The sequence below is a fragment of the Kitasatospora hibisci genome (assembly GCF_043950205.1).
In the GTDB taxonomy this organism is placed as follows: Bacteria; Actinomycetota; Actinomycetes; order Streptomycetales; family Streptomycetaceae; genus Kitasatospora; species Kitasatospora hibisci.
Genome location: NZ_CP171642.1, coordinates 4,386,411 through 4,402,823, shown reverse-complemented (window position 1 = coordinate 4,402,823; position 16,413 = coordinate 4,386,411). Strand labels below are relative to the sequence as shown.

At 74.0% G+C, this 16,413-nt stretch carries 12 protein-coding genes, 1 tRNA gene and 1 pseudogene; 11 read left to right on the top strand and 3 right to left on the bottom strand.

What is annotated here, in order from left to right:
• Positions 1-383 precede the first annotated feature (383 nt).
• Positions 384-2,582 (top strand): transglycosylase domain-containing protein, encoded by a 2,199-nt coding sequence (locus ACF9IK_RS19050; RefSeq protein ID WP_395295382.1) that lies wholly within the window; start codon positions 384-386, stop codon positions 2,580-2,582.
• A 129-nt stretch (positions 2,583-2,711) separates the two neighbouring features.
• Here the strand turns inward: ACF9IK_RS19050 and ACF9IK_RS19045 are convergent, their stop codons facing one another.
• Positions 2,712-3,167 (bottom strand): GatB/YqeY domain-containing protein, encoded by a 456-nt coding sequence (locus ACF9IK_RS19045; protein ID WP_395295381.1) that lies wholly within the window; start codon positions 3,165-3,167, stop codon positions 2,712-2,714.
• Between the two features lie 135 nt (positions 3,168-3,302).
• Here ACF9IK_RS19045 and ACF9IK_RS19040 point away from each other — a divergent pair, with 135 nt between their 5' ends.
• The 3 genes from ACF9IK_RS19040 to ACF9IK_RS19030 all read left to right on the top strand — a co-directional run bounded on the left by ACF9IK_RS19040 (position 3,303) and on the right by ACF9IK_RS19030 (position 5,230).
• On the top strand, positions 3,303-3,911 hold the full coding sequence (locus ACF9IK_RS19040; protein WP_395295380.1) for a CGNR zinc finger domain-containing protein: 609 nt from the start codon (positions 3,303-3,305) through the stop codon (positions 3,909-3,911).
• A gap of 203 nt (positions 3,912-4,114) precedes the next feature.
• On the top strand, positions 4,115-5,056 hold the full coding sequence (locus ACF9IK_RS19035) for a metallophosphoesterase (protein ID WP_395295379.1): 942 nt from the start codon (positions 4,115-4,117) through the stop codon (positions 5,054-5,056).
• 100 nt (positions 5,057-5,156) lie between these two features.
• A tRNA-Pro gene (locus ACF9IK_RS19030) sits at positions 5,157-5,230 on the top strand.
• Between the two features lie 120 nt (positions 5,231-5,350).
• On the opposite strand, the pseudogene ACF9IK_RS19025 reads toward ACF9IK_RS19030, so the two are convergent.
• Positions 5,351-6,400 (bottom strand): annotated as a pseudogene (locus tag ACF9IK_RS19025) (LacI family DNA-binding transcriptional regulator); the annotation flags it as partial.
• A gap of 11 nt (positions 6,401-6,411) precedes the next feature.
• Here ACF9IK_RS19025 and ACF9IK_RS19020 point away from each other — a divergent pair.
• The 3 genes from ACF9IK_RS19020 to ACF9IK_RS19010 are packed head-to-tail and all read left to right on the top strand — an operon-like array spanning position 6,412 to position 8,279.
• The gene (locus tag ACF9IK_RS19020; protein WP_395295378.1) at positions 6,412-7,350 is read left to right on the top strand and encodes a sigma-70 family RNA polymerase sigma factor; all 939 of its coding nucleotides are present in this window, start codon (positions 6,412-6,414) and stop codon (positions 7,348-7,350) included.
• 57 nt (positions 7,351-7,407) lie between these two features.
• Complete coding sequence (locus ACF9IK_RS19015; RefSeq protein WP_395295377.1) at positions 7,408-7,965, top strand: dihydrofolate reductase family protein; 558 nt, start codon at positions 7,408-7,410, stop codon at positions 7,963-7,965.
• Positions 7,962-8,279 (top strand): EthD family reductase, encoded by a 318-nt coding sequence (locus ACF9IK_RS19010; protein WP_395295376.1) that lies wholly within the window; start codon positions 7,962-7,964, stop codon positions 8,277-8,279. Before ACF9IK_RS19015 ends, ACF9IK_RS19010 begins: the two co-directional genes overlap by 4 nt.
• A 355-nt stretch (positions 8,280-8,634) precedes the next feature.
• On the opposite strand, the gene ACF9IK_RS19005 is transcribed toward ACF9IK_RS19010, so the two are convergent.
• Positions 8,635-11,466: an ATP-binding protein gene (locus ACF9IK_RS19005; protein WP_395295375.1), complete on the bottom strand. Its 2,832-nt coding sequence runs from the start codon at positions 11,464-11,466 to the stop codon at positions 8,635-8,637.
• Positions 11,467-11,689: 223 nt separating this feature from the next.
• Here ACF9IK_RS19005 and ACF9IK_RS19000 point away from each other — a divergent pair, with 223 nt between their 5' ends.
• From ACF9IK_RS19000 to ACF9IK_RS18985, 4 genes are all read left to right on the top strand, one after another.
• Entirely contained in the window at positions 11,690-12,067 is a 378-nt protein-coding gene (locus ACF9IK_RS19000) for a nuclear transport factor 2 family protein (protein WP_395295374.1), read from the top strand.
• 78 nt (positions 12,068-12,145) lie between these two features.
• A complete protein-coding gene (locus ACF9IK_RS18995) occupies positions 12,146-13,630 on the top strand; it encodes an MFS transporter (RefSeq protein WP_395295373.1) in 1,485 nt (494 codons plus the stop codon).
• A gap of 125 nt (positions 13,631-13,755) precedes the next feature.
• Entirely contained in the window at positions 13,756-15,690 is a 1,935-nt protein-coding gene (locus tag ACF9IK_RS18990) for a S9 family peptidase (protein ID WP_395295372.1), read from the top strand.
• 299 nt (positions 15,691-15,989) lie between these two features.
• Complete coding sequence (locus ACF9IK_RS18985; RefSeq protein ID WP_395295371.1) at positions 15,990-16,409, top strand: hypothetical protein; 420 nt, start codon at positions 15,990-15,992, stop codon at positions 16,407-16,409.
• Positions 16,410-16,413 lie beyond the last annotated feature (4 nt).

Sequence of the window (16,413 nt, the reverse complement as noted above, 5' to 3'; positions counted from 1 at the left end):
ATGGGTATCGGCCAGCTCACTCGTTGGAGTGATCGCAGGTCGCAAGCCTTGCCAAGAACGTCGAAGACACTCTCGCCACGCACGCCGTCACGGAGCGCTACCAGAACCAGCCGCACCGCGGGTGACAGTCGCCCCAAAAGCGCTTCAGAAAGGGGCAATTCGGTCAAACCTCATCACTCACAAGAGTGAGCGATGTTGACGTACCGAAGCTGTCGCAAGCTTGTGACAAGCCTAGGCGAACACCTGCTCCGCCGGAGGGGATTCGGCAACGTAGGGTTCTCCTCATGGCACCGACGCGCCCCCAGGCACCCCAGCCCCCAGGCAACACCGGAGCTCCGCGCGGCCCGCGCCGCGAGTCACCGCTGGACTTGGCGGGACACGGAGTGAAGTTCCTGGGCATCAGCGTGCTCTCCGGAGTCCTGCTGGCCGGCATGGCCCTGCCTGCGGTCGGAGCGCTGGGCCTGACCGCAAAGAACACCGCGGAGAGCTTCGACAGCATCTCCGACGACTTCAAGACCCCGCCGCTCACCCAGGCCACCCAGATCTTCGACAGCAAGAACCAGCTGATCGCCAAGGTCTACGAGCGCGACCGCACCGTCCTCGCGGCCGACCAGATGTCGCCCTACATGCGCAAGGCGCAGGTGGACATCGAGGACGCCCGCTTCTACGAGCACGGCGCCGTCGACCTCAAGGGCGTGCTCCGCGCGATCGGCAAGAACGCGGAGAGCGGCACCGCCTCGCAGGGCGCCTCGACGCTGACGCAGCAGTACGTGAAGAACGTCAACGTCGAGAAGGCCGGAGACGACCAGGCCGCCGTTCTGGAGGCCCAGCGCAAGACCCTGGGCCGCAAGATCCAGGAGCTGAAGGTCGCGATCAAGCTGGAGGAGGATCTGACCAAGGACCAGATCCTCACCAACTACCTGAACATCACGTTCTACGGCCACCAGGCCTACGGGGTCGAGGCCGCCTCCCAGCGCTACTTCAGCAAGTCCAACAAGGACCTCACCATCGCCGAGGCCGCCACCCTCGCCGGCCTGGTGCAGAACCCCTCCCAGTACGACCCGGTGCGCTACCCGGAGAACACGGTCAAGCGCCGCAACGTGGTGCTCGACAAGATGCTGGAGAACAAGCACATCACCGCGGAGGAGGCGGCCACGGCGAAGGCCGCCCCGCTGGGCCTGAAGTACAAGGACCCGCAGAACGGCTGCATCACCGCCAACGCCGGGATGGGCTTCTTCTGCGACTACGTGCGCCACGTGGTCAAGCAGGACCCGGTCTTCGGCAAGACCGCCGCCGAGCGGAAGAAGTTCTGGGACCAGGGCGGTCTGAACATCTACACCACCCTGGACCCGGACAAGCAGGCCGCGGCGCAGAACGCGGTGACCAGCAAGGTGAAGGTCACCGACCCGGTCTCGGCCGCCGCGACCATGATGGAGCCCGGCAGCGGCAAGATCCTGGCGATGGCCCAGACCCGCCCGTACGGCCTGGACCCGAACAAGAACCAGACCGTCGTGAACCTCAACGTCGACGCCTCGATGGGCGGCGGCAACGGCTTCCAGACCGGCTCGACGTTCAAGCCGGTGCTGGCCGCGGCCGCGCTGGAGTCGGGGATGTCCCCGACCCAGTCGTTCCCGTCCGAGAACCGGATCGACTACCCCACGATGTCCACCTGCTCGGGCACCTGGAGGAACACCGCCAAGGGCAAGGACCGCAGCGTCGGCAACGAGTCGAGCAGCGAGATCGGCCCGTACGAGCTGAAGCAGGCCATGGCGCTGTCGGTCAACACCTACTTCGTGCAGATGGAGCAGCAGGTCGGCCTCTGCGCGATGAAGCAGATGGCCAACAAGCTCGGCATCAACCAGACGGCCAAGGGCGATGCCTTTCTGGAGGTCCCGTCGATGGTCCTCGGCACCCTGGAGCTCTCCCCGCTGACCATGGCGAACGTCTACGCGACCTTCGCCGCCCGGGGCAAGTACTGCACCCCGGTCGCCATCAACAAGATCACCACGGTGGACGGCAAGGACGTCAAGGTCCCGCAGTCGTCCTGCAGCCAGGCCTACTCCGAGAGCACCGCCGACGCGCTCAACGCCGTCCTGCTCAACGTGACCGAGAAGGGCACCGGCGCCTCCCTCGGCCTGGAGGGCGGCCGCCAGATCGCCGGCAAGACCGGTACCACCGACGAGAAGAAGGCCGCCTGGTTCAGCGGCTACACCCCGCAGCTCGCCACCTCGGTCTGGCTGGGCGGTCCGGCCGGCGGTGTGAAGATGAAGAACATCAAGATCGGCGACACCTACTACGGCAGCGACGGCGTCTTCGGCGCCACCGGCCCGGGTCCGATCTGGCAGATGGCGATGAACCAGGCCCTGCGCGGCGCCCCGATGCAGACCCTGCCGACGATCAGCATCCCGGACCCGGCCCCCAAGCCGGACCCGAACGCGACGCCGCCCGCCGCCACGCCGCCGCCGAACGGCGACGCGGCGGGTGGCAACCCGGGCGGGGGCGGCATGATCGGCGGCGGGTTCACCCTCCCGCCGGGGGTCATCGGCGGCGGTGGCGGCAACGGCCACGGCGGCCGGCGCTGACCGGCTGACAGCCCGGCCAGCTGACGGCACGCGAGAGGGGCGCCCCCGAGCGATCGGCTCGGGGGCGCCCCTCCGTCGTGGTCCCTCGCTGGTGCCATCGGCGGCCGACGAACCCGCTGCGCCAGGGGGTCAGCCGGAGAGCGCGGCCTTCACGGCGGCAGCGACCCGGCCGCCCTCGGCCAGCCCGTCCACCTTCGGCTTCACGATCTTCATCACGGCGCCCATGGCCTGCGGGCCGGTCGCGCCGCTCTCGGCGACGGCGGCGGCCACGATCGCCGCCAGTTCCTCGTCGGAGAGCTGCTTGGGCAGGTAGTCCGCCAGCACCTCGCCCTCGGCCCGCTCGCGGGCCGCCTGGTCGGTGCGGCCCGCGTTGTCGAACGCGGCGGCGGCCTCCCGGCGCTTCTTCGCCTCGCGGGCGAGCACCTTCAGGACCTCGTCGTCCGACAGCTCCCGCTTCTCCGTACCCGCCACCTCCTCGCTGGTGACGGCGGCGAGCGTGAGCCGGATGGTGGACGAGCGGAGCTCGTCCCGGTTCCTGATGGCAGCCGTGAGGTCCTCCTGCAGCTGCTCCTTGAGCGTCGTCATGGACCAGAGTCTCCCACCTGCGGCGTTCGGCCGCCCACCAATAACGCCCGGGCCGCCGTTCCGCGACCCGGCCGCCCCCACCGGCCCCGGTCCGCGGCCTTCCGCCCGCCCGGTGTAACCACTTATAGTGGTTACATGACTGACGAGTGGACGCCGGGGCTGGTCCTGCAATCCCCCGAGGGGGCGCGGTACCACTTCGATCCCGGGGCGCTCTGCCTGGAACTGCTCACCACGGGCGGGCCCGACGCGTACGCCCGGTACGAGGTGCTGCACCGCCCCGAGGACCTCGCGCAGTGGCTGGGAACGTCCCGGCTGCGGCTGCCGGCCGACGCGGTCGCCGTCAGCCCCGGCCAGCTGGCCGCCGCGCGGACGCTGCGGGACGCGCTGTGGCGGCTCGCCGCCGCGCGGGCCCACGGCAGGCCGGGCACCGCGGAGGACCACGCCGTGCTCAACGAGGCCGCCGCCCACCCGCCGCTGGTCCCGCAGATCGCGCCGGACGGCACGGCGGCACGGCCACTGCGGGCCGACGGGGCCCAGCTGGTCTCGACCGTCGCCCGCGACGCCATCGCGCTGCTCACCGGCCCGTACGCGGACCGGGTCCGTGAGTGCGGCGCGGCGAACTGCTGTCTGCTCTTCGTCGACGTCTCGCGGCCCGGACGGCGGCGCTGGTGCTCGATGGAGCGCTGCGGCAACCGCCACAAGGTCCGGGCGCTGCGGGCCCGGCGCGACCGGACCGAGGAGTGATCCGGACGACCGGGCGACGGCCGGCGGCGGGTGCCGCAGAAGGTGCCGCCGGGAGCGTTGCGGACGGCGCGGGCGGGCCGCCCCCGGCGGCGGCCCCCGGAAACCGCCGTGCGTCCGACCGGGGGCTCCCGTGGTGCGGTGGCGTGTCCGGGCACGCCCACCAGGCGTTCACCAGCTGATCCGCCGTCTGAGAGCATGGAGCGATGCGACCGCTGTACTCCGTCCCCCTCGGAATCGCCGCCACCGGCGCCGCCTGCCTCGCCTACTCCGTCGGGTACGAGGTCCGTGCCTTCCGGCTCCGCCGGGTCGAGGTTCCCGTCCTGCCCCGGGGCGCCCGCCCCCTCCGGGTGCTGCAGGTCTCCGACATCCACATGGTCAGCGGACAGGGCAAGAAGCAGCGCTGGCTGCAGAGCCTCGCCGGGCTCCGCCCCGACCTGGTGGTGAACACCGGCGACAACCTCTCCGACCCGCTCGGCGTCCCCGCCGCGCTGGACGCGCTCGGGCCGCTGATGGACTTCCCCGGCGTGTACGTCTTCGGGTCGAACGACTACTACGGCCCGGCCCGCAAGAACCCTGCCCGGTACCTGCAGGCGATGCGCACCGGCGCCCACGGGATGAACAACCCCGACGGCACTGCGCGGCGCGGCATCACCGGCGCCGTGCACAACCCGTGGGAGAAGCTGCGCGACGGCTTCGACGCGGCCGGCTGGCTCGACCTCACCAACACCCGGGGCCGGCTGAACCTCGGCGGCCTCGACATCGAGTTCACCGGACTGGACGACCCGCACATCCGCCGCGACCGCTACAGCGAGGTCGCCGGGGGCCCGTCCGCCGACGCCGACCTCTCGCTCGCCGTCGTGCACGCGCCGTACCTGCGCGTCCTGGACGCCTTCACCGCCGACCGCTACCCGCTGATCCTCGCCGGACACACCCACGGCGGCCAGCTCTGCGTCCCCTTCTACGGCGCCCTGGTCACCAACTGCGACCTCGACGCCAAGCGGGTGAAGGGCCTCTCCACCCATCAGGCCGGCGGCCGCCGCTCCTACCTCCACGTCTCGGCCGGCTGCGGCACCAACCGCTACACCCCGATCCGGTTCGCCTGCCCGCCGGAGGCCACCCTCCTCACCCTCACCCCCGCCCGCTGACCTGCACCGGACGCCCGCCGGGAATCGGATTTCGTCTCTCGGCGAGCGTCCGGTAGAGTTCTACTCGTCGCGAAGGAGACGGAGCGACAAACAGAAAGACCGGGGTGTGGCGCAGCTTGGTAGCGCGCTTCGTTCGGGACGAAGAGGCCGTGGGTTCAAATCCCGCCACCCCGACCCAGTAGGACCAGCTCAGGGCCGGTCTCCCGCAAGGGAGACCGGCCCTGACTGGCTTTCCGGCGGCGCCCGGGAGAATCCTGGGAGAAGAGCGCTCCGGATGATCTTCCGGCGGACCCCCTACTGACCGGCCCTCAGCAAGACGTCGAGCACTCCCACGGGCGACCCCGGCGACATCCGTCGGCGCGCTTCGAGTGACGCGTCCCACACTCCGGTGAGATCGTCCGGGAGGTCGCTCCTCATTTCGGGCGTGAGGTGCGGGTAGCGGGCCTGGACCGACCCGTCCTCGTGCCCCATCCGCTCGTCCTTGAGCTTCGGCGGCGTGCCGAAGCCGTCCATCATCGTCTTGTGCGTGTGCCGCAGCCCGTGCGGTGTGAGACCCCGGGCGATCGGCAGCCAGCAGGCCTCCGCCCGCACGGAGGCTCTCCTGCCGCGCGCCGGGATGCCGGGCCACGGCTCGGCGCGCAGCGGCACCGGCCAGGCCTCCTCCGGCGCCTTCTTCGGGTACCAGCCGGAGGTCGCCGGATGGAACAACCACGTGGCGAACCCGTCCCGGCGCCAGTGCGCGGCGTTCTCCCCGGACGGCCAGTACCGGATGTAGCCGAGGTCGGCGATCGCCTTCTCCACCCGGGACCGGGTGTCGGGGGGCGACCGCGTGGGGGCGGTTGAGGACGTTGGAGACGGTGCCGGTGGAGACACCAGCGACGCGGGCCACGTCCACCAGCTTCGCGCCGGGCCTGCGGGCCGCACCGTTGGCGGCGCCGTGGCCGCTGAAGAGGTACCGCCGGCCGTGGCACTCGCACGCCTTCGTGCCGGCGCGGACCACCTGCCCGGCGAGCAGGCCGGACAGGAAGGGCGGAGTGTCGATCGTCCGGTAGGAGTCGTCCTTGGGCGGGCAACGGTGCATCTCGCCGGAGCCCAGCTCGTACAGCTGCCGTTCGACGCGCACGGCCGCCGGGCGGATGAACTCGGTTCGAGCCCGACGATCTCGCCCCGGCGCACGCCCGTGTAGCCCTTGAGCACCACCGCGACGAACTCGCCGTCCCGACCTGACAGCAGCGCGGCACGCTCGGCAATCAGCAGGATGCCGAGCCCGGTGGTGATCACCTTCTCGCGGCTGCGGTTACGCGAGCGCCCGGCGCGCTTGCCTCGGCCGCGGCGCCGGGGGGCATGATGATCGGGTGGACTTCGAGCCGTACCGGGGTGAGTTGGTGGCGTTCTGCTACCGGATGCTGGGGTCGGTTCACGACGCCGAGGACCTGGTGCAGGAGACGCTGCTGCGGGCTTGGAAGGCCCGTGACCGGTACGACCCGGCGCGGGCGTCGGTGCGGACCTGGCTGTACAGGATCGCGACCAACGCTTGCCTGACCGCGCTGGAGGGACGAGAGCGGCGCCCGCTGCCGTCGGGGCTGGGCGCGCCCAGTGACGACCCGGGCACGCCGCTCGCACCGGCGCTCGACGTCCCGTGGCTGGAGCCGTTCCCGGATGCCCGGTTCGACGTGGCGGCGCGGGCCGACCTGCGGCTGGCGTGGGTGGCGGCGGTGCAGTTGCTGCCGGCGCGGCAGCGGGCGGTGCTGGTGCTGCGCGAGGTGCTGGCGTTCACCGCTGCCGAGGTCGCCGAGCAGTTGGGGACCACAGTCGCGGCGGTCAACAGCGCCCTGCAGCGGGCCCGTGCCACCGTCGCCCGTGCGGGCGGTGCCGGTGAGGTCCGTGAGCCGGACGACATCGAGGCGCGCTCGGTGATCGAACGGTACATGAGGGCGTTCGAGGCAGCCGATGTGCCCGCGCTGGTACGGCTGCTGGCCGAGGACGCCGTGCTGGAGATGCCGCCGGTGCCGCTGTGGTACCAGGGCAGCGGCGACTACGGCCGGTTCATGGAGCGGGTGTTCCGGATGCGCGGTACGGGCTGGGCCGTGCGGCAGCTGACCGCCAACGGCCAGCCCGCGCTCGCCGCGTACGCACCGGAACCCGGCGGCGGACACCGGCTGCACACCCTGCAGGTCTTCACCGTCGCTGCGGGCCGCGTCACCCACAACGTCGTGTTCGCCGACCCGCGCATCTTCGATGCCTTCGGCCTGCCGCGACAGCTCGCGGGAGAGGAGTTCGGACCGGAGCGATGAGTCGGGGCGGTGTCGCCGGTACGTACCGGTGAGCACCGCACCGAAGGGAACCTCATCGTGAGTGTCATTGTCATCGAGTTCACCACCCTGGACGGGATCGTCTCCGACCCGGACGGCTCCGCCGGCACGCCCCTGGGCGGCTGGGCCTTCCGGCACGGCCCGGAGGCGGTCGCCGGGGACAAGTTCCGGCTCGGCAGCACCCTGGACGACGGCGTACTGCTGCTCGGCCGCCGGACCTGGCAGCTGTTCTCGCGCATCTGGCCCGGCCGCACGGACCCGTTCGCCGAGCGGATGAACGCCGTCCCGAAGCTCGTCGCCTCCCGCACCCTCACCGATACCTCCGCCTGGGCCAACTCCCGCGTCCTCGACGGCGAACTGTTCGACGCCGTCAAGCACAAGCAGCGCGACATCGTCGTCACGGGCAGCCTGGACATCGTGCACCAGCTGATGGGCGCAGACCTCGTCGACGAGTACCGGTTGCTGACCTTCCCCACCGTCCTCGGCACCGGCCAACGCCTCTTCCCCGCCCACTGCCCCAACACCGACCTGGAGTGCCTGTCGGCCGAACGGATCGGCACCGCCGTCCTCACCCGCCACCGCAGGGCGGCACGATGACCGCCCACTTCCTCGCCTTGTACGAGACCCCCACCGACCCGGCGGCCTTCGACCGCCACTACCGGGACGTCCACCTCCCACTCGCCCGGCGCCTTCCCGGACTGCGCCGCTACGCCCTCGGGCGCGACCTCGTCGCCGTCCGCGGCGGCGGACCCCTTCACCTGACCGCCGAGCTGGAATGGGACAGCGTCGACGAGCTGCGCGCCGCGTTCGCCTCACCCGAGGGGCAGGCCTGCGCCGCCGACGCGGCCCATCTCCAGCGACTCGCTCCCGTCCGCAGCGTGATCTTCACCGTGGAGGACGGCCTGACATAGGCCGACCTTCACGCAACCACACAACGAGCGAGGCTGACCAGGTCCATCTCCCGTCCGCCGAGACCCACAGGGGCTCAGCGGGCGGGACGGCGCCGAAATCGCCTGGTGTGCCATCGCTCGCAGCACGTGGGCGGCCATGGACGGGTCTCGGCCTCGGCCGCCAGTTTCACGGCTTCGGTGAAGTACCGCTGCGCGGTCGCGTGTCGACCGCTGTCGAACGCCGTCCAGCCTGCCAGATAGGCGAGTTCGCCGGTGGAGGAGAAGAGGTCACGGCGAACGCGCTCGTCGGTGAACTCCCGCGCGCGGCCGGGCGGGCCGCCGGACCGCTCCGGGCGGGCGGCCGACCCGGCACCGCTCAGAGCAGCGCCGGCAGGTCGGACCGGGAGGCCACGCCGAGCTTCGGGTAGGCCTTGTAGAGGTGGTGCCCCACCGTCCGGGGGCTGAGGAAGAGCTGGGCGGCGATGTCCCGGTTGGTGAGGCCCTGGGCGGCGAGCCGGACGATCTGGAGCTCCTGTGGGGTGAGCGCGGTGAGCACGCCCGCGGGGGCGTCGGCCGGGGCGGGCGCGCTGGTCCCGGTGGCCGTGAGCTCGGTGCGCGCGCGGTCCGCCCAGGGGTGGGCGCCGACGGCCTCGAAGGCCTCCAGGGCCGCGCGCAGGTGCGGCCGGGCTTCGGTGCGCCGGCGTTCGCGCCGCAGCCACTCGCCGTAGAGCAGCGCGGTGCGGGCCTGTTCGAACGGCCGGTGGGTGCCGTCGTGGAGGCCGAGGGCGGCCCGGTAGGCGGTCTCGGCGAACTCGTCCGGGCCGAGCAGCGCCTCGCAGCGCAGCCGCAGCGCCTCCGCCCAGGGCAGCGCCGCGGCGCGGGCCCAGCGGGCGAACCGCTCGTACGGTTCCGCGGCGCGCTCCGGGGCGCCGAGGCGGACGGCGGCCTCGACCAGGTCGGGGACGGCCCGGGTGCCGCTGACGTGGTGCCGGTAGGGACCGGTGGCGAGGGCGTGCAGGCGGTCGGCGGCGTCGCCGGCCCGACCCCGGCCGAGGTCGAGCAGCCCGAGCGCCCACTGCGTCCAGGGCTCCCCCGGCGCGGGGGCCGCGGTGCCGGCGGCCGCGCCGGTGAGGGCGGTCGCCGTCCGGGCGGTCGCGGCGAGCGCGCTGCACTGCGCGTCATCGCCGCCGAGCGCCGCCAGGCAGGCGAGCAGCGCGCTGAGCTGACTGACCCACTGGTGCTGCCCGGCGTCCCGGGCCAGGGCGAGCGCCTCGGTGGCGGTGACCTCGGCGTCGCGGTGCCGGCCGTGGAACAGCTCCGCCTCCGCGAGGAAGAACTGCAGCGTCGGCAGCACGCCGACGGCACCCTTGGCCCGGGCCTCGGCGACGAGCTCGGCGGCGAGCTCGGCGGTCTCGGCGTCCCGTCCGAGGATCAGCGTCGCACCGCAGAGCTGGACCAGGTCGACCGGGGTGTCGGCACCCGCCCGGCGGGCCGCCGCCGCGGTGTCCCGGACGGCCGGCAGCGCCCCGGCCCGACGGCCCAGGGCCGGGAGCACGGCGGCCGACAGGTGGTGGGCCAGCGGGGTGAGCGGATCGGCCGCGGCGAGCGGGAGCCGGGCGAGCCGGTCGAGGACGGCGACCACCGGCTCCTCACCGGCGTACCAGGCTGCGTGGAAGGCCTGGAGCAGCATCCGGGCGGCGTGGGCCGGCTCAACGCCGGTCGCCGCCGCGTCCAGCAGGAGGCGGTAGGCGGTGGGGTAGGAGCCGCGCCAGAAGTGCGCGGTTGCCCGGACCTGGTCGAGCAGGGCGTGCGCGAGGACGCTGTCGGTCCGGGCGCCGGCCCGCTCCGCGAGCTCCTCGGCCTGCTCCAACTTGCCCTCCGCGGTGGCGGCTTCGGCGGCGAGGACGAGTCGGCGGGTGGCGCCGTCGCGGTCCGGGGTGAGCCGGGCGGCGCGCTCGTACGCCGCCGCGGCGCCGCCGTGGCCGCCGCGGGCCTCGGCGCGGACGGCGGTGCGCTCCAGCGCGTCGGCGAGCTCGGCGTCGGGCGCGGTGGCGGCCAGGGCGAGGTGCCAGGTGCGGCGGTCGCCGTCCTCCAGCGCCTCGCCGATGGCCCGATGGACCGCCAGCCTCTGCTGCAGCGGTGCACGTTGCAGCACGGCGGCGCGCAGCAGCGGGTGGCGGAAGGCGATCCGGCGGTCCGCGCCGACGACGACCAGGCCGGCCGCCTCGGCGGGTGCGAGGTGCTCTGCGGTCGAGCCGAGCGCCGCGGCGGCGGCCAGCACGACGTCGAGCTCGCCGTTCTCCTCGGCGGCGGCGACCAGCAGCAGACTCTGGGTGGCGGGTGGCAGGCCGGTCACCTGGCCGTGGAAGGCGAGCTGCAGCCGGCTGGTGAGCGGCAGCACGCCGGTCGCCAGCGCGGACTCCGCCGGACCCGATTCGGCGACGGCGGCTGGCAGTTCGGTGAGCGCCAGCGGGTTCCCGGCCGCCTCGGCGAGCAACCGGCGGCGGACCTCGCCGCTCACCCCCGACCCGGCGCGGGCGTCCAGCAGCCGGGCGGCGTCCGGCTCGGCGAGCCCGGTCAGCCGCAGCTCGGGCAGGCCGGCCAGCGGCAGCCCGTCGGTCCCGGTCGCGCCTGCCGTGACCGACAGGCCGCTCCCGTACACACCCGGCGAGGCCGCCGGGCCGGCGTCCCGCACTGCGAGCAGCAGGGCGACCCCCTCCGCCTGGAGCCGGCGGGCGGCGAGCACCAGTGCGTCCAGCGAGGAGCGGTCCAGCCACTGCACGTCGTCGACCACGCACAACAGCGGCTGATCGGAGGCGAGTTCGGCCAGCAGGCCGAGCGTGGCGAGTCCGGCGAGCAGTCGGTCACCGGGAGTCGCCGCACCGGCCTGCGCCTCGGCGAGACCGAATGCCCCGGCCAGGGAGCGCTGTTGCGGGCCGGGCAACGCGGAGAGCCGGTCCAGCCCGGGCGCGAGCAGCAGGCTGAGCGCGGCGAAGGGCAGCTCGGCCTCGTACTCGACGCCGGTCGCCCGGATCACCCGGAACGCGGCGCCGGCCGCCGCCACCGCGTGCTCCAGCAGCGCGGTCTTGCCGATCCCGGGTTCGCCGCGCACCACCAGCACCCCGCTGCGGCCGCTCGTCGAGGCGCCGTCCAACAACGCTTCGACGACGGCCTGTTCGTGTTCCCGCCCGTACAGCATCCCCCGCATCCCCCCGTGTCCTGCGCCCCTCCCGCACCGGCGACCACCGGCGCCCCGGCGGCAACACCCGTGTCCTCCGGCGACCCTACCCGCGGCCCGCCGGCGCCGTACCTCTCCGGCCTACGTACACCCCTACCCATACGTGACAGATTCGGCCGCCGCGCGCCGTCCGTACCTTCATGAGCAGCGGGAACGACCCGCCGAACGACCAGCCGCACACAGGGAGAAGACGATGACCGAGACCCGGACGACCGACCTGCAGCAGCTCGCCGAGCGCTACCTCGCCGCCTGGAACGAGACCGACCCGGCCGCCCGCCGCAAGCTGATCGACGAGGTCTGGGCGGGGGACTGCCGCTACACCGACCCGCTGGCCGCGGTCACCGGCCGGGAGGGCGTGGACGCGCTGATCGGCGCGGCTCAGGCGCAGTTCCCGGGCCTGGTGTTCACCCTCGGCCCGGTGGACGCCCACCACGACATCGCCCGGTTCACCTGGAACCTCGGGCCGGCCGGCGGGGAGGCCCTGGTGGTCGGGTTCGACGTGCTGGTGGCCGACCCGGAGGGCCGCATCACCGCCGTCCACGGCTTCCTGGACCGCGTGCCGGGCGCCTGAGCCACCGAGCGCGCGCCAGCGTGCAGGGGCGGGCCGCACCGCGCCCGCCCCTCCGAACCCCCTTGAGGAGTAGCCGAGATGAGCACCGACCTGCGCCCCGCACCGGCCGCCGCCGGCGGCCCCACGCCAACCGAACCGGTCGAGCACGTCGAGTCCGTCCCGCACGTCGGGCACGTCGGGCACGTCGGGCACGTCGAGTCAGCTCCCCGGGGGCTGCTGCCGGTCGTCCTGACCGCCACCTTCATGACCTCCCTGGACGTCTTCGTGGTCAACGTCGCCGTCCCCTCCCTCCAGACCGGCCTCGGGGCCGGACCGGCCGCCGTGCAGTGGGTGATCGCCGGGTTCGGCCTGGCGCTGGCCGTCGGCCTGATCACCGCCGGGCGGCTCGGCGACCGCTACGGCCGGCGCCGGGTGTTCGGCCTCGGCCTGGCCCTGTTCACGCTCGCCTCGGCCGGCTGCGGGCTGGCCCCCACCGCGGCCGCCCTGGTCGGCGCGCGGGTCGCCCAGGGGTTGGCGGCGGCGCTGATGGGCCCGCAGGTGCTGGCCATCCTGCGAACGGCGTTCAGCGGCGCAGCGCAGGCCAAGGCGTTCGCGATGTACGGGCTGACCATGGGCGTCGGCGCGGTGTTCGGCCAGCTCATCGGCGGTTTGCTGATCCGCGCCGACCTCTTCGGGCTGGACTGGCGCAGCTGCTTCCTGATCAACCTTCCGGTCGGCCTGGCCGCGCTCGCCCTGGTCCGCCGCTGCCTGCCGGAGTCCCGTGCCCCGCACCGGCCCGGCCTGGACCCGGTGGGCGTGCTGCTGGTCACCGCCGCGCTGACCGGCCTGGTGCTGCCGCTGATCCAGGGCCGGGAGCTGGGCTGGCCGCTCTGGACCTGGCTCTGTGCGGCCGGCTCGGCCGCACTGCTCGCCGTCTTCGCCGTGCACCAGCACCGGAGCCGCGCCACCGGCTCGCCGCTGGTGGACACCCGGCTGTTCCGGTCCCGCGCGTTCACCGCCGGGCTCCTCGCCCAGCTCGCCTTCTGGCTCGGCCAGGCGTCGTTCTTCCTGGTGCTGGCCCTGTACCTGCAGCCCGGCCGCGGGCTGGACGCGCTCGGCGCAGGCCTGGTCTTCACCGCGATCGGAGTCGGCTACCTGCTGACCTCCACCACCGCGCACCGCGTCGCCGCCCGGCTGGGGCGCCGGACCATCGCGCTCGGCGGACTGCTGATGGCGGCCGGGCTGGGCCTGCTCTGCCTCGCCGCGTACGCCGGCGGCACGACCGGCAGCGTCTGGTGGCTGGCGCCCGGCCTCTTCGTGGACGGCCTGGGCATGGGCCTGGTGATCGCCCCGGTGACCGCGGTGGTGCTGGCCGCGGTCGAGCCCGCGCTGGCCGGCTCGGCCGCGGGCGTGGTGGCCACCGTCCAGCAGGTCGGCGGGGCGCTCGGGATCGCGCTGATCGGCATCCTGTACTACGGCGCCGGCGATCCGGTCGCCGCCTTCGGGCACAGCGTCGTGGCGCTGGCCGGGCTGGAGCTGGTGCTGGTGGGCCTGGTGCAACTGCTGCCCCGGCGGACCGGCTGACCGGCGGACCGGCCGGCGTGTCTTCGCGGGCCGGGCGGGCAGGCGACCGAACGGAACGGCCGGGTGGGCCTACGGGGCCCACCCGCCCGTTCCGTTCGGTCGCCCCGATCGGGTTGGATGGGTGGATGAGCGAGGAGAAGAGCGCCGTACCGGCGTGGGAGCAGAGGTTCAGGGCGGCACGGGTTTCCCTGCCGGACTGGGCGGACGACGCCCCCGACCGGGCGCTGTACGTGTCCAACGGGACCGGCACCTACGAGGTGTACGCCTGGGACCGCGCCGCCGACACCCACCGCCGGGTCACCGGCCGCCCGAACGGCACCACCGACGCCGAGCTGACCCCGGACGGCGCGTGGGTCTGGTGGTTCGACGACAACGACGGGGACGAGTTCGGCATCTGGCGCCGCCAGCCCTTCGAGGGCCGGCCGGAGGGCTCCGACGGGCCTGACGAGGAGGCCGTCCCCGGACTGGCCGCCTCCTACTCGGCGGGCCTGGCGCTCGGCCGGGACGGCACCGTGGTGGTCGGCCGCTCCACGGACGAGCACGGCACCACCCTGCACCTGCGCCTCCCCGGCGCGGCCGAGGCCGTGGAGATCTACCGGCACGAGGAGTACGGCGGGGTCGGCGACCTCAGCTACGACAGCACGCTGCTGGCGATCGACCACACCGAGCACGGCGACGCGATGCACGCGGCGATCCGGGTCGTCCGGCTCTCCGACGGCGCGACCGTCGCCGAGCTCGACGAGGTCACCGGCCGGGACGAGCCGCGCGGGGTCGCCTGCCTCGGCTTCGCCCCGGTCGAGGGCGACTCCCGGCTGCTGGTGGCGCACCAGCGCACCGGCCGCTGGGAGCCGATGATCTGGGACGTCGCCACCGGCGCCGAGACCGTGCTGCCGCTCCGCGACGAGCAGGGCCGCGAGCTGCCCGGCGACGTCTCCGCGCAGTGGCGGCCCGGAGCGGCCGCCCTGCTGGTCGAGCACGAGTACGAGGCACGCAGCGAGCTGTTCTCGTACGCGCTGGACACGGGCGTGCTCACCCGGCTGGACACCCCGCGCGGCACCGTCGGCGGTGCGACCGCCCGCCCGGACGGCACGGTGGAGTTCCTCTGGTCCTCCGCCGCCGAGCCGTCCGCCGTCCGCTCCACGGCCGGCACGGTGGTGCTGCGCGCCCCCGGCGCCGTCCCGCCCGGTTCGGTGCCGGTCGAGGACGTCTGGGTGGACGGCCCCGGCGGGCGGGTGCACGCGCTGGTGCAGCGGCCGGCCGGCGCCGGGGAGGGCGACGGACCGCTCCCGACCGTCTTCGAGATCCACGGCGGCCCGACCCACCACGACAGCGACGCCTTCGCCGCCGGTCCGGCCGCCTGGCTGGACCACGGCTTCGCGGTGGTCCGGGTCAACTACCGCGGCTCCACCGGCTACGGCCAGGCCTGGACGGACGCCCTGCGCGAGCGGGTCGGCCTGATCGAGCTGGAGGACATCGGCGCGGTCCGCGACTGGGCGGTGGCGAGCGGCCTCGCCGACCCCGGGCGGCTGGTGCTCACCGGCGGCTCGTGGGGCGGCTACCTGACCCTGCTCGGCCTCGGCGTGCAGCCGGAGAGCTGGGCGCTGGGGGTCGCCGCCGTCCCGGTCGCGGACTACCTGACCGCGTACGACGACGAGATGGAGGCGCTGAAGTCGCTCGACCGCACGCTCTTCGGCGGCACGCCCGAGGAGGTGCCCGAGCGCTGGACGGCCTCCTCCCCGCTGACCTACGTCGAGCAGGTCCGGGTGCCGGTCTACATCAGCGCCGGAGTGAACGACCCGCGCTGCCCGATCCGGCAGATCGACAACTACGTCGAGCGGCTGGAGCAGCTCGACAAGCCCCACGAGGTCTACCGGTACGACGCCGGGCACGGCTCGCTGGTGGTGGAGGAGCGGATCAAGCAGCTGCGGCTGGAGATCGACTTCGTCCGGCGACACCTCGGAGCTAGCGTCGGCGGGGAGAACCGGGCCGACGGGACCGAGGGGGCCCAGGACGCCGTCGTGGCCTCGGGCGTTGCGGGGAGAGACGGGGGGACCGGGTGAGACGACTGCTGGCGGTCGTGGGGGCGGGGGTGGCCGGCGCGTTGGTACTGACCGGCTGCTCGGGCCAGGACGACGACGAGGTGGCCTGCCCGCCGCCGTCGGCCGTGCCGTCCGCGCAACCGACGGCGACGTCGTCGCGGTCGGCTGCGCCGTCGGCCGGTGCATCGACTGCGGCCCCGGGTGGGGCCTCGGGTCCGGAGAAGGCTTCGCCCGCGGTGTCGGGGGGCGCGACGCGCGTCGCCGCCTCGGGTGCCGGTGCCGCGGCTGCCGGGGCCGCGGCTGCCGGGACGGCGGCACCGGTGGGCGGCCTCGCGGTGCGGGCGGAGTTCGTCACCGTGGAGACCGGTGAGGGCGGGGGCGGGGTCGTCCTGCTCGCCAAGTCCGGGTCGAAGGGCAGCTCGAAGGGCTCGAAGAGCTCCAAGGGCTCGAAGACCTCCAAGAGCGGCCGCAAGGTGCGCCACCACGCCGACCACGACTCGGACGACGACTACAGCGGGAGCGGCAACGACAGCAGCGGGCGGCGGTGCGACGACCCGCCGACGGGCGGCCCGCCGGCCACGGCGACGGTCTCGCCCACGCCGTCCGCGTCGTCGCCCACGCCGGCGGCCTCCACGTCGGGCTCCGCCTCGGCACCGGGTTCGCCGGACAAGTCGCCGTCGGCCACGGCGCCCGTGGCACCTCCGAGGTCGCCCGCCGGTGCGGGGGCGCCCACCCGCTGAGGCG